The organism is Sphingobium sp. TomMM35A, from assembly GCF_054771735.1.
This window is the reverse complement of sequence record NZ_BSRC01000002.1, coordinates 449,825-463,125: the sequence shown is the minus strand read 5'-3', so window position 1 is coordinate 463,125 and position 13,301 is coordinate 449,825. Positions and strand designations below refer to the sequence as shown.

The window sequence follows — 13,301 nt, the reverse complement described above, 5'->3', positions numbered from 1 at the left end:
AAGGATGCAAGATGATCACATTGGAAGACAAGATCGCGATTCAGGAACTGATCGCGCGCTTCACCCGCTGCTCCGACTATGGTGATTGGGAAGGCCTGGCCACCGTTTACACGCCTGATGTCGAGGTGGAGATGGAAGGCCTGGAGATCCGTTACACTGGTGTGGAGGCCCAGGTCGAACATGCCAAGGAGTCCGACCGGCAGGCCGAGGGCAAGAACCGCCACTTCAATTTCAACATGATCGTGTCAGAGAAGGATGGCGCGGTGTATGCGGAATATGCTTTCATGAACGTCAATGCGGGCAAAGCTCCCATGGACGCGAAGATCGTCGTCAGCGGCCGCCAGCGCGATACTGTCGTGAAGACGGGCGAAGGGTGGAAGATCGCCCACCGCTTCATCCAGTTCGACCAGTCGTTCAGCCTGGACTTCTAAGCCACGGAGGAGCGGTCGTGAACATCAAGGATCTGTGCGTCGTCATCACCGGCGGCGCTTCGGGGCTGGGCAGCGCAACTGCCGAACGGCTGTCGGAACTTGGCGCGCGCGTCGCGATCTTCGATTTGAACGAGGAAGCTGGCGCGCGTCTTGCTGAGCGATTGGGCGGCAGCTTCCATCATGTGGACGTGACCAGCGCCGAGTCCGTGGACGCCGGGCTGGCAGCGGCGGAGGCGAAGCTGGGGACGCCGCGTGTGCTGGTGAACTGCGCTGGCATCGCGCCCGGCTTCCGTGTCGTGGGCAAGGATGGTTCGCCCCATCCGCTGGACGCATTCCGCAAGGCCGTTGAGATTAACCTGATCGGCAGCTTCAACGTCATTTCCCGCTTTGCCGCGAAGCTTGCCGCCGCGGGGTTGGACGGGGAGGAAGCTGGCGTGATCGTCAATACCGCGTCCGTCGCCGCCTTTGACGGGCAGATTGGGCAGGCTGCTTACGCTGCATCCAAAGGCGGTGTGGTGGGCATGACGCTGCCGATCGCGCGTGACCTCGCACAGCATCGCATCCGCGTGATGACGATCGCACCGGGCATTTTCCTGACGCCGATGCTGCAAGGCCTGCCACAGGCAACGCAGGATTCGCTGGGCAAGCAAGTCCCGCATCCGTCGCGGCTGGGCAAACCGGAAGAATTTGCGAAGCTGGTTCAGAATATCATTGAAAATCCGATGCTGAACGGGGAAGTCATCCGTCTGGACGGCGCCATCCGCATGGGACCGCGCTGACCGTCTGTACTGAATGAGGAGGCGGATCGCCTTCTTGGAGAATGTGGGAAGGACTGCTGCCGTGAACGAGATCAGCCGGGATGTGACCAATTTGCCGGAAACCGAGGCGAAGCTGCGCGAGTTTGTCGAGCAGGGCGTCATATCGGGCGGTATCCTTGCCTGGGGAACGGCAAATGGTCCGGTCCGCTATCATGGCGAAGGCGTGCTGGGCTATGCGCGCAAGGATGTGGTGGACGAGCGGTCCATCTTCCGCGTTTATTCCCAATCGAAGCCGGTTACGGGCATCGGCGCGATGATGCTGATCGAAGATGGCGTCATTGGCCTGGACCAGCCGATCGGCGAGATACTGCCGCCCTTCGCAGAGATGCGCGTCATCGAAGGGGAAGACCCGGAAGTGACGCGGCCCGCGGCCCGCCCGATCACCATCCGCCACCTGCTGACCCATACGGCAGGCTTCGGCATGGACGGCATGACGCTTGGCGCCCTCTATGCCAAGCATGGCGTGACGCCTGGCACGCGGGAGTGGGTGCCGGGTCCGGGTGACCTCCCGGTTCCGGCGACCCTTGCCGAACTGGGTGAGCGCATCGCCGCGCTGCCATTGGCGACCGATCCCGGTACACGGTTCGACTACAGCGTTGCGCTCGACGTTCTGGGGCTGGTGATCGAAGTGGCATCGGGCATGCCCTTCGAGACATTCCTGAAGACCCGCTTGTTCGATCCGCTCGGCATGGTGGACACGGGCTTTTCGATCACGGCGGATCAAGCCGCCCGCTTTGCCGACCTCCCACAGCAGGAGGAGGACGGGACATGGGCATTGGCCGATGATGCGGCGGACAGCCTCTACGCGCGGCCCTATTATCCGTCTGGTGGCGGTGGCCTGGTGTCGACGGCGCATGATTATTCCCGCTTTGCCGCCATGCTGCTCAACGAGGGTGAGTTGGATGGCGTGCGCGTGCTGAAGCCGGAAACTGTGCGGCTCGCCCGGTCGAACCTGCTGCCCGAAGCGGTGACACATGTCGACCTGCCGATCGGCTACACGCTGTCGAATGTCGGCATGGGCGCGGGCATGTCCGTGTCCTTGCAGGCAAGCGAGCAGACCAACAGCTTCTTCGACTGGCCCGGCGCGGTGCCCGCCGGGGTGTTCGGCTGGCCGGGCGCGGCAGGGACGGCATGCTGGATGGACCCCGAACGAAAGTTCTTCCTGCTGTACCTGACGCAATATTGGCCGTCCTGGCTGAACGGCAGCATGCGGCCGGAGATCGTCGCGGCGGCCTACCGGGATTTGGAGAAACAATAGGAAGGAGGAGCGGCTGCCATGCCGGTACTGGATAACGACGCCGATTTCACGCCAAGCCTGGGATCACCGGGCACCGGGGTTGTCATCACGGGCGGCGCGTCCGGTATCGGCCTGGCGGCGGCTCACGCCTTGGCTGCGGTGGGGCGGCCCGTGGCGCTGTGGGACATCAATGCAGAAGGCGCGGCCGGATCGGCGGGAATCATCGAGGGCCGCTACGGCGTCCGTGCGGCGGGGCTTAGCGTTGACCTGCGCAACCCGCAGGCCGTGACACCGGCGGCGATAGCGACCCGCGCGGCGATCGGCGCGATCGGCGGCATCGTCCATTGCGCGGGAACCGCCGAAGCGACGGGCATAGACGGGGTGACGCCGGAAAATTGGGACGCGGGGCTGGCGCTTCATGTTCGTTCGCTCGTGTTGATGACACAGGCTTTCCGCGAAGATTTGCGGTCCTTGCCAGGGAGCGCGATCGTGGCGCTTTCGTCCATCAATGCGACGCTCGGCAATGGGATGATCCCGATTTACAGCGCGGCGAAGGGCGCTGTAATCTCGCTCGTCCATTCGATGGCCGATGAATTGGCGGCGGATGGGGTGCGCATCAACGCTGTAAGTCCAGGCATGATCGACACGCCGATCATCGCGGAAACGAAGGCCCAACTGCCGGGCCATTTCGAGCGGCGGATCATGCTAGGTCGCTATGGTGCGCCCGAAGAGTTGGGGCGCGTGATCCGGTTCCTGATGTCGGACGAGGCGAGCTATATGACTGGCGCGGAAATCGTCGTCGACGGCGGAAACATCAACTCGCAACGGCAATAGGGGGCGGCAGAACCACCTCCGGCAAAGGGCGCCGCGTTCGAGACGCAGCGCCCTCTGGCAAGATTTAGAGGCGGTTTACTTCCTTGGCCGTCAGGCTGGTGACCAGGCCCTTTTCCGCCGCGCTGAGCGTGGTGGCGGGGATGACGACGAAGCGGCCGCTGTAGATGATCTGGACGGCGGTCGGCACGCCAGCGCTGTCCTTGAGGATGCGGTCGATATAACCGACCTTGCGGCCGTCAGCGGTCTTCACCAGCGCGTTCTGCTTGATGACAGGTGCGTCGGCAGCGATAGCGGCTGCAGAAACGGACAGCGACAGAGCCGCCGCGAAAGCAAAGGAAAACTTCATGATGGAACCCCTTTTAAATGGACGGCCGGGCCGATAGCACGCGATAGAAGAAAAAATAAGACACCCCTTGTTGCAAAAAATGCAATTTGCGTTTCCGGTTCGGAAATTCGGCGGATTTCGGTGGTACAGGCGGTTGGGAAAGCTTCGATGTGCACTGTGGAGAGGGTTCAGGCAGGATGATTGAAGAGCTTGTCCAGCGGCCCAAGGGGTATCGTGCATGACCAGCCAGACGCGCGAGTCGGGGCCACGCCTCGCCGGATTTTCAGTTATCAGCATCGCGACGGGCGGGTTCAACATCCCGCTTCAAACCTATTTGCCTGCATTTTACGCGACTGTGATCGGCATGGACCTGGCGACCGTTGGCCTGGTCTTCATGATCAGCCGGTTGTGGAGCGCGGCGGCCGACCCGATGATCGGGTGGGCATCGGATCATACCCGCACGCGGATCGGGCGGCGCAAGCCCTGGATCCTGGGCGGCGGCCTGCTGTTCCTGCTGTCGCTCCTGGCGGTCTTTTCACCACCTGCCGGAGCCACGCCGCTCTATCTAGGCGGATGGTTGTTGCTGCTGTGCCTGGGGTGGACTGCGACATCCACGCCGCTTTACGCCTGGGGCGGGGAGATGGCGTCGTCGCCAGTCGAGCGGGCGCGTATCCAGGCCTATATACAGACGGGCTCGTCCATCGGCATCTTCCTGGTATTGGTCTTGCCCGCAGTGCTGGACGCTCTTGGGCGCGGCAATCCGGAGGCGCGGGTAGGATCGATGGGAGCGCTGGTGGCGGTCGTCCTTGCCATTGGCATGCTGCTGATCGCTTTGCTGTTCCGCGAGCCGCCGCTTGGTCCGCGCACATCGGTGGCAGCGAATTGGCGCGAGGGTATCAGGACGGTGCTGACCGACCATGCGCTCTGGCGGATCGTGGCGTCGGACTTCTTCGTTGCGCTCGGGCAGGGTTTCCGGACTGCCGTATTCCTCTTTTTCGTGACGCGCTACATGGGCATGGCATCGCCTGCCCTGCTGCTGATGCTGCAATATGCATTCGGCATGTTTGCGGCTCCGCTATGGGCGCGGATCAGCTACAGGTTCGGGCGGCTAAGGACGCTGATCATGGCCGAGGGCGTCCAGGTCGTGATCAACCTGATGGTCCTGTTCCTGACGCCTGACCGCATGTGGCTGTTCATCCTGCTGATCATCGGACAGGGCCTGACGCAGGGATCGGGCAACCTGATGCTGCGATCGATGATATATGACGTGGCGGACCGCCATCGCGAGGCGAGCGGCGTCGAACGGGCAGGGCTGTTTTCGTCCGTGTTCAACGTGACGACCAACGCGGCCTATGCGGTGGCGGTGGGAATAGCCCTGTCGGTCGTCGGGTTCCTGGGCTTCGACCCCCGGTCATCCGGCACAGAGGGGATCACGGGCATGCATATGTTCTTCGCGATCGGCCCTGCCGTGGGGCACCTGCTGTCCATTCTGGTCATCAGTTGGAAGCGAGGGAAGTCGGGCGGCTCACTGGTCGAAAGCCAACTGCCTTCTGCCTGAAGAATGGGCTTGCGCGGCGTGAGCTGCGTCAGACGTCGATCACCTTCGCCGGATTCATGATCCCGGCCGGGTCAAGCGCCCGCTTGATCTGGCGCATCACCTCGACGGCGGGGCCATGTTCCGTGACGAGATGCGCCTTCTTGCCGATGCCGATGCCATGTTCGCCAGTGCAACTCCCCTCCATGGCGAGGGCGATTGCGACGATCTGTTCCGACAACGTCTTTGCCCTTTGCGTTTCGTCCGCCGAGTTCGGATCGAAGACGAGGACGACATGGAAGTTGCCGTCACCGACATGACCCACGATGGGCGCGGTCAGTCCGCTGTCGTCGATGGCGCGGCGTGTTTCCTCTATACAGTCGCACAAGCGCGAGATGGGGACGCAGACATCCGTGGCGATGGCCTTGCAACCGGGCCGCAGAGCGAGGTTGGCATAGTGCACCTTATGCCGGGCGTCCCACAGGGCGGTACGATCCTCGGTATTCGTCGCCCAGTGGAAATTGCCGCCGCCATTCTCGGTGGCGACCTGGCCGAAGCTTTCAGCCTGTTCCGCAACGCCTGCGGGCGTGCCGTGGAATTCCAGGAACAAGGTGGGACATTCGCGGTGATTCATGCGGCTATAGGCGTTGATCGCGCGGATCTGTAGCGGATCAAGCAGTTCTATCCGGGCGACGGGGAGGCCGATCTGGATCGTCTGGATGACGGCGTTCACCGCGCCCCGCAGAGTTTCAAATTCGCAGACGGCAGCGGAGATGGCTTCCGGCTGACCATATAGGCGCAGGGTGACTTCGGTGATGATGCCCAATGTGCCTTCAGACCCGACGAAAAGTCCGGTAAGATCGTAACCGGCAGCGGATTTCCTGACCCGCCCGCCGGTGCGGATGACCTGCCCATCCGCAAGGACGACGGTCAGTCCCAGCACATTCTGGCGCATGGTGCCGTAGCGGACGGCGTTCGTGCCCGACGCCCGTGTCGAAGCCATGCCGCCAAGGGATGCGTCTGCGCCGGGATCGACGGGGAAGAACAGGCCGGTGTCCCGGAGCTCAGTGTTGAGCTGCTTTCGCGTGACACCTGCCTGAACCGTGCAGTCGAGGTCGTCCGTACTGACGCGCAGCACCTGATCCATGCGGGAGAGGTCGATGCAGAGACCCCCGCGTGCGGCAAGGAAATTGCCTTCAAGCGACGTGCCGGTGCCGTAAGGCGTAACGGCAATTCCCTGTTCGTTGCAGAAGCTGACGGCGGCGGCTACTTCCTCAGTGTTCAGGGGATAGACCACCGCGTCCGGCGGCATGGCAGGATAAAAGGTTTCTGCCCGGCCATGATGATCGCGTACGGCCGCGCTGTCGCTGAACCGGTCGCCGAAGATCGTGCGCAGCGCAGTCCAATCGGTCTGCTGGATCTTTGCCGCCGTCGCCATCTGCGTCTCTCCCGTGGTCGATGAGATACGATACAGCGGTTCGGCATGTTGCTCCACCATCTTCAAGCTGGGGCAGTCTGAGCGCCTCTGACGAGCCTTCCCGGTCGTGCACCCGTCGCGCCGTCGCTGCGGCGAATGACGTCGCCTGACACGATGGTCGCGACGAAGCCGGTCGCTTTCTGGTCCAGCCGACGACCGCCTCCGGGCAGATCGTGTCGCACATGCGGGGCATGGAGGTGCAGCGCTTCAAGATCGATGATGTTGATGTCCGCCTTGTAGCCAGGAGCAATCCTGCCCCGGTCGCGCAGGCCCATGGTCTCCGCCGGGCGGGAGGTGAGCGCGCGGACGGCCTGAGGGATGCTGAGCTTTTGCCCGGCTCGGTCACGGGTCCAGTAGGTCAGCAGGAAGGTGGGGTAGCTTGCGTCGCAGATCGCGGCATAATGAGCGCCGCCATCGCCAAGTCCCATGACGGTGTCAGGGTGGGTGATCAGGTCATGCACCGTGTCGAGGCGGCCATTATAGAAATTGCCGAGTGTGTTGTAGAGCATTCCCCGGCCATCGCCGCCGTTCATCATGAGATCGTAGGCGACTTCTTCCGGGGTGATGCCGAGGCGGCGGGCCTGCGCGCCGACGCTGCTTTCCGCCGGGGGTTCATAGTTGGGTGGGTCGGAGAGCGGGAATATCCAGTCCCAGTTGCGGGTCATCATCGCCAATGGATGGCCTTCATGCGGCTTCTCGGTGGTGAGCCTGGCGCGGAAATCGCCATCGCGCAGATGCGTGAGCTGCTGGTCGAGCGGCAGGGCGGCGATCGCTTCATAGCTTGGGCAGAGCGAGAAGGGGTGGCTGGATAGTTCAAAGCCGCAGATCATGCCGACGGGGCGTGGAAGTATTTGCGGGCTGATCTTCAGGCCCTGCGCATTGGCTTCCTCACAGATGCGCAGCGCCTCCTGCCAGACCGGCTCGCCCGTGTTCGACGTGCCCAGGGTGAAGGTCGCGGGCCGGTTCGCTGCCTTTGCGACCGTGAGAAGGTGGGCAAGTTCGTCGGGCCAGCTGGAGAAGGGGGCGTCCAGCACCATCTGCAAGACGCCGGTGTCGGCGTCGCGCATGGCGCCCGCTATGGCCTTCAGTTCCTCCACATCGGCCTGATAGCTTGGGATATTCTCTCCCGCCTTGGTGCGGTGGATGAGCAGGCGCGAGGTCGCAAAGCCAATCGCGCCCGCATCCAGCGCCTCGCGGGTGAGGGCCTGCATCTTTTCGAGGTCGGCAGGCGTCGCGAGTTCGCGCTGCGCGCCGCGTTCGCCCATCACGAACACGCGCAAGGGGCTATGGGGCAGAAGGGCAGCGACGTCGATGTCGCGGGGGCGAGCTTCAAGTGCGTTCAGATAGTCGGGGAAGCTTTCCCAATCCCAGCTGAGCCCTTCTGCCATGACGACGCCGGGAATGTCCTCCACACCCTCCATCAGGCGGATCAAACGGTCGTGATCGGCAGGGCGGCATGGCGCGAAGCCGACGCCGCAATTGCCGATCACGACCGTGGTCACGCCATGGGAGGAGGAGGGGGAGAGTTCCTCCGACCAGATGGCCTGACCATCATAATGGGTGTGGATATCGACGAAGCCGGGAGTGACGGTGAGGGCCGCCGCATCGATCACTTCGCGGGCATCGCCGGTAAAGGTGCCGACGCTGACGATCCGCCCGTCTGCGATCGCGACGTCGCCGACGAACGGCTCACCGCCGCTGCCGTCGACGATCGTTCCGCCCCGGATCAGCAGGTCGCATGCGCTCATTCGGCGGCCCTCGCGATGGGTTCAAGGCTGGTTTTGCCGTCCGACGCCCAGAAGGCGCCCTCTTGCGAGGTGTCGACATCTTCGACGCCGCGCACGCCCAGCGCCTCGCGCGCTTCCGCCAGCGGCAGGTGGAACACGGCTTCGAGCTTCTTCATGAAGAGGGCGTCGCTCTGCTGCCCCACCTTCATGCCCCGCTGGATCGCGTTGACGGCGGTCGGCCAGACTTCGGGATAGTGAAGCATCGTGCGCACGGTGTAGCGGAGCGACCCGAATATCTGGATCATGTTCACCTCCGCCGCCAGATGCGGGTTGCGCATATGCTTGGGCACGTTGGTGAGGCGATACCAGTAAGGCACCAGCTCACCCATGAAGTTGAAGCCGCCGCCGCATAGGATATGTTCGAAGTCGTGCGTCTGGCCCGAACGCAGATTATAATATTGAAGCTGCGTTTCCGGTTCTTTCCAGGGCGTGATCTGGATTTCATAATCTCCGGCCGTCATCTGCTGGTAGAAGATGCCGCCGAGAGAGCCGGGCTCATATTGTTTGAAATCTTCGATCGTATATGTGGAGATGAAGCCTTCGCTGAACCATGCATCCAGTTCGGGATTTACCTTTCTTTCCTGCGTGAACATGTCCTCGATCGCGTCGAAATCGCGCAGTGAATCGAGGATCGGCAGGAATTCATACATTTCCGCAGGAGGCGGCACGTCCGGTCCGTTGCGACGCAACAGGATCATCGCCAACCATTCGCGCAGGCGGGGATTATTGAGATATTTGGACGAAGAGATGAGTATGCTGCTGTCTGTTTCCACAGGCATCAGGCCGCGCGCGAGATAGGGAATGTCGACCATGTTTCTCGTTCCTTCAATCCAAAACCAATTGCTTGTTGCCTGAACCCCAGGCGCTGATCCGTTCATCGCCCACCTTGAATTGCGGCAGGAGGTCGAAGAAGCTCTTGTCCGCGACGACGATGCGCTGGAGGCGGCGAGGCGTCATACCCGTCAAGTCGCCGCGGGCATGCTGGAGAGCGATGTTATCCCAGATGACGAGGTCGCCATTGTTCCAATGGTGGCGGTAGACACGATCGTCGCGATAGAGTTCGGCGAACAGGGCTGAGAGCGTGGCGTCGCTGTCCGGCTGGTCCATGCCGACGATACGAGCGGTCTGCATGTCGCTGATGTAGAGGATCGGCTCGCCAGTCCGGGGATGAGGGATGATGACCGGGCGAACCTGGTGCGGCATGTCGGCCGAACTGTCGTAGCCGACCGACCGGTGCGTCTGGATCGGCGCGATCATTGTGACCGCTTCCCGGGCCGCGACGGCGGCTTTCAACTGCGATGGCAGGGCGGCGGCCGCAACCGCGCCGTTGGCGAAGTCGGTCCAGCTTTGTCCGTCATTAACGGCAACGGCGTGCAGCGAGATGATCTTGAAGGGCTCTTCCGTGAAAGCCAGATCGCTGTGCCAGGTGAGCGGCCCGGAGCCCAGCGCGCCATCGCTGGAGATTTCGCGATATTCGCCATGTGATCCCAGGACCCGGCCGAAATTTTCGAGCAGCCTGACCTGATCGGCTTCGTCGAGTTGCTGGTTACGGAACAGGATCAACTTGTGGCGATCGAACAATTCGGTCAGCCGTTGTTCGAAACCGTCGGGCAGCGGCCATTGCAACCCGATGCCGATTTCAACACCGAACGGCTCCAGTGGCCGTTCCGTCCATGGCAGTGCCATTTCATGCCTCTCCGTCTTTTTCTCCGACGAACGGTATCGAACCGTTCGGTTGCCGTCAACAACAATGGGTGTATCCGGGCGACGGGCTGGTATAGCAGCCCGACAATGCGCAAGGATTCTGGATGAAATTGGTGGCAGAAGGGAGGGGCGAGGTGTCATCGCCGCGCGTCCGTCACTTGCTGTTGTCGGCGCGCGCGCAATTTGTGGAGCGGGGCTTCGATGCCGTCAGCATCGATTCGATCGCTCGCACCGCCGGGGTGAGCAAGGAAACCATCTACCGCTATTTCGCCGACAAGGAAGCATTGTTCCGCGCGGCTCTGGAAGCGCAAGGAGCGGAGTTCGACGCGCGCGCGGCGGCGGTGCATGAAAGTGTAGCGACGGGCGGGTCTGAACTGGCAGGACTTGCTAGGGTTATTCTCGATTCGGCGCTGGACCAAGGCATGTTCAGTGCGCTCTGGGTTGCCGCTGGCGTGGCGCACAAGATGCCGGACCTGGCAGCATCATTGCAGAGTGGTCAGGGGATGCGCCTGGAGCCCGTGCGGCAGGCTTTGGAGGATCATGCGCGGGAGAAGGGCATCGACCGCCCGGTCCCCTTGGAACTGGCATTGGACTTCGGATCGCTCGCGGTTGAGGGGCCGGTCGTGCTCATGGGCTTTCCTGCCCCCTCACCGGAAGGGCGTGAGTGGGCCGCGCGCCATGCCGTTGCGCTATTTGTGCAAGGGGCCGGGGGTGGCGGAGCGGCCGGATTGCCGCCGCCCGAGCCTTTGGCGGATATGAGGCTTTCGCCATTCGAGGAACCGCTTCCCCATATCCGGACCTTGCTGGACGTGGCAGGGCGCTATTTTTTGCAGGAAGGCTTTGAGGGCGCGAACCTCAACCTCATCGGGGAGGAGGCGCGGGTCGGGCGTGGTACGCTCTACCGGCATTTCGGGAGCAAGGCCGGGCTTTTCGCAGGAGCTATGCGGATATTGGCCTCCGACTGCGCTTGTGGGGCAAAACCGCCCGTGCTTCCCTTGGGTCGGGATGATGCCGTTGCACTCCGTCAATATGTGGAGGCGGCGCTCGAAAGCCTGACCTCTACCACATCCATCCGCCTGCATCGTGCCGTTATCAGCCAGTCGCGGCGCGATGCGGCCTTGGCGAGGGAGGTGTATCTCGTCCTGCGCAAGCCCTGGGTAAATGGTCTAATCCCTTGGCTGGAAAGCCTTGGCATCAAGGAGAGTGCTGAGTGGCACGCGCGACAACTTCTGGTGCTCGCCATGAGGGGTAACCGCCTGCTTGCGGGAGGTCATCCGGTCGCGGAGTCCGATAGGCGATATTATGCCGAGCGCGCAGCAACCATATTCCTGCACGGATATTTGGCGACGTTGTGATTCTGTCGGCATCCCGTTGGCCCAGCGATGCCAGGCGGACCGCCAAGCCTGCAATGCGCAGCCAAATCTATGAACCCCGCCGCATAGGAATATGCCTGATCCCCGATGGAGGTTTTGGCGGCAAATAGTGCTTTGACAAAGCTACGCAGCCCCGTCATCATCCTTTCGTCCAAGCGCGTCGGAGAATGTGCAAAGGACATGATCTTCGCCCGTCTGGCGAGACATGCAGAGGAGGCTGGATATTCGCGAAAACGAGCTGAGCGGGACAGATTTGAATTCGTCCCATTGCTTGCGCGGCGGCCAGCATCGACAGTTCTCATCAAGAACATAATATCGGGCAAAAGGCCGGAGTCTCGGGAGAGAGAGGCATGATTATCACGAATACACACCGTCTGTTCGGCTGCGGCCGATAATGGTGTCCGCTTATTCTGGCGGGCATGCCATATCGCGTGAATAGGTGACGGATGGACTGCTTTTTGCCAGCGAAGAGGGGTGAACTGGCCTAGCTCTCCAAAGTCCAGCAGGAGACTCATGAATGAATGGGATGACGGGCGCTGTTGCCGCGGGCACTGCTGCGGGCGGCCATGGTGGGCGAGCGCGGATGATGGTGTTCCGCGCCTTCCTCGCGCAGAATGTTGCGGTGGGCAGCGCCTTTGGCGGTTTCGGGATCTCCGTTCTGCCGTTGCAGGAACTCCATGGGGCCAGTCGGGGCGCGACGACGCTTGCCTTGGCTCTGGCCGTTCTGATGATGGGCCTTGTCAGCCCGCTTGTGGCGACATTGATCGGGCGGATCGGGCTGCGCTGGACGATGACGATGGGTACGCTGATGTCGGGTATCGGCTATGCCTTGCTGGCGATCGCGCCAAGCATGCCTGTCGTGCTGCTGCTTTATGCCCTGCCCATTGGGGTGGGCCTCGCCATGTTCGGCCCATTTCCGTCGAGCGTTCTCGCCAGCAACTGGTTCAGGCATAATCCTGGGCCAGCACTTGGCGTCGCTAACATGCCGCTGTTCGTAGCGCTGCTGCCGATGGTGGGCATCTTCATCCTGCGCGACCATGGCTTGTCCGCCTTTTACCTGATCCTGGCGGCGCTGCACGTCCTGCTATTGCCGGTGATGCTGGGCGTGGCGGACGGGCCGCAGGACGGCGGGGAGCAGCCGGGACACCCGCATGCCGGGGAGTCGAGTGCAATGCTGCCCAATCGCACCGTGCTGCGAAGCCCTGCCTTCTGGGTGATGTGCCTTGGCGCTGGTTACCTGAATGCCGTCGGCATCACCGGGGTGTCGCACCTTGTCGCTTTTGTCGCTGAACGCGGGGTGGCGGCTGATGAGGCGGCGGGGCTGCTGTCGATCATGGGTGGAGCAGCGGTGATCGGTTCGCTTGCGATCGGCTTCCTGTGTGGCCGGTTGGGGGCACCCTTGGCACTGGCTCTCATTGCGGGGGGTCTGGCGATCAGCTGGGCATCTCTGCTTTCGACCATCTCCTTTCCGATCATGGCATTGGCATCGCTCATGCTGGGGGCAGGGGGCGCCGGAGTGTTCCCGGCGATCAACATGCTCTCGGGCCGCTTGTTCGGTCAGCAGTCGCTCCCTCGTGTCGTCGGTCTGTTCGGCCTCGTCACCCTGCCGCTGACCTTCTTCCTGCCGCCGCTTGCAGGGGTGCTGCGTGACGCGGTCGGGGGGTATACGCCAGTCGCCTTGATCATCATCGGCGGCTGCGCGCTCGTGGTCATAATTTTCGTGGCGATGGCGCGGGCAACCGCATCTCGCTCCGCAAACCGACTTGCAGAGTAGGAGTCAC

General features: G+C 62.5%; 12 protein-coding genes. 7 read left to right on the top strand and 5 right to left on the bottom strand.

Annotated features, from left to right (window positions below):
- Positions 1-11: 11 nt before the first annotated feature.
- The 4 genes from ACYU8T_RS15220 to ACYU8T_RS15205 all read left to right on the top strand — a co-directional run bounded on the left by ACYU8T_RS15220 (position 12) and on the right by ACYU8T_RS15205 (position 3,320).
- The gene (locus tag ACYU8T_RS15220) at positions 12-431 is read left to right on the top strand and encodes a nuclear transport factor 2 family protein (RefSeq protein WP_097093254.1); all 420 of its coding nucleotides are present in this window, start codon (positions 12-14) and stop codon (positions 429-431) included.
- 17 nt (positions 432-448) lie between these two features.
- Positions 449-1,210, top strand: coding sequence for a 3-hydroxyacyl-CoA dehydrogenase (locus ACYU8T_RS15215; protein WP_201516433.1), 762 nt, complete (start codon positions 449-451; stop codon positions 1,208-1,210).
- A gap of 61 nt (positions 1,211-1,271) precedes the next feature.
- Positions 1,272-2,507 carry a serine hydrolase domain-containing protein gene (locus ACYU8T_RS15210; RefSeq protein ID WP_461160126.1) on the top strand — a complete coding sequence of 412 codons (1,236 nt, stop codon included), beginning with the start codon at positions 1,272-1,274 and terminating at the stop codon, positions 2,505-2,507.
- A gap of 18 nt (positions 2,508-2,525) precedes the next feature.
- Positions 2,526-3,320, top strand: coding sequence for an SDR family NAD(P)-dependent oxidoreductase (locus tag ACYU8T_RS15205; protein WP_201516431.1), 795 nt, complete (start codon positions 2,526-2,528; stop codon positions 3,318-3,320).
- Between the two features lie 64 nt (positions 3,321-3,384).
- Here ACYU8T_RS15205 and ACYU8T_RS15200 read toward each other — a convergent pair whose 3' ends face one another.
- Positions 3,385-3,666, bottom strand: coding sequence for a hypothetical protein (locus ACYU8T_RS15200; protein ID WP_097093258.1), 282 nt, complete (start codon positions 3,664-3,666; stop codon positions 3,385-3,387).
- 217 nt (positions 3,667-3,883) lie between these two features.
- Here ACYU8T_RS15200 and ACYU8T_RS15195 point away from each other — a divergent pair, with 217 nt between their 5' ends.
- Complete coding sequence (locus ACYU8T_RS15195; RefSeq protein ID WP_097093259.1) at positions 3,884-5,203, top strand: MFS transporter; 1,320 nt, start codon at positions 3,884-3,886, stop codon at positions 5,201-5,203.
- Positions 5,204-5,231: 28 nt separating this feature from the next.
- On the opposite strand, the gene ACYU8T_RS15190 is transcribed toward ACYU8T_RS15195, so the two are convergent.
- From ACYU8T_RS15190 to ACYU8T_RS15175, 4 genes are read right to left on the bottom strand one after another with little or no spacing between them, the layout of a single operon-like run.
- The gene (locus tag ACYU8T_RS15190; protein WP_461160125.1) at positions 5,232-6,677 is read right to left on the bottom strand and encodes an FAD-binding oxidoreductase; all 1,446 of its coding nucleotides are present in this window, start codon (positions 6,675-6,677) and stop codon (positions 5,232-5,234) included.
- A 2-nt stretch (positions 6,678-6,679) separates the two neighbouring features.
- The gene (locus ACYU8T_RS15185; protein ID WP_097093260.1) at positions 6,680-8,404 is read right to left on the bottom strand and encodes an N-acyl-D-amino-acid deacylase family protein; all 1,725 of its coding nucleotides are present in this window, start codon (positions 8,402-8,404) and stop codon (positions 6,680-6,682) included.
- A complete protein-coding gene (locus ACYU8T_RS15180) occupies positions 8,401-9,255 on the bottom strand; it encodes a Coq4 family protein (protein WP_097093261.1) in 855 nt (284 codons plus the stop codon). Before ACYU8T_RS15180 ends, ACYU8T_RS15185 begins: the two co-directional genes overlap by 4 nt.
- A gap of 13 nt (positions 9,256-9,268) precedes the next feature.
- A complete protein-coding gene (locus tag ACYU8T_RS15175) occupies positions 9,269-10,129 on the bottom strand; it encodes a TauD/TfdA dioxygenase family protein (RefSeq protein ID WP_461160124.1) in 861 nt (286 codons plus the stop codon).
- Positions 10,130-10,251: 122 nt separating this feature from the next.
- Between ACYU8T_RS15175 and ACYU8T_RS15170 the strand changes: the two genes are divergently transcribed.
- Together ACYU8T_RS15170 and ACYU8T_RS15165 are read left to right on the top strand one after the other, a co-directional pair.
- The gene (locus ACYU8T_RS15170) at positions 10,252-11,502 is read left to right on the top strand and encodes a TetR/AcrR family transcriptional regulator (protein ID WP_461160123.1); all 1,251 of its coding nucleotides are present in this window, start codon (positions 10,252-10,254) and stop codon (positions 11,500-11,502) included.
- 535 nt (positions 11,503-12,037) lie between these two features.
- A complete protein-coding gene (locus tag ACYU8T_RS15165) occupies positions 12,038-13,294 on the top strand; it encodes an MFS transporter (RefSeq protein WP_461160122.1) in 1,257 nt (418 codons plus the stop codon).
- Positions 13,295-13,301 lie beyond the last annotated feature (7 nt).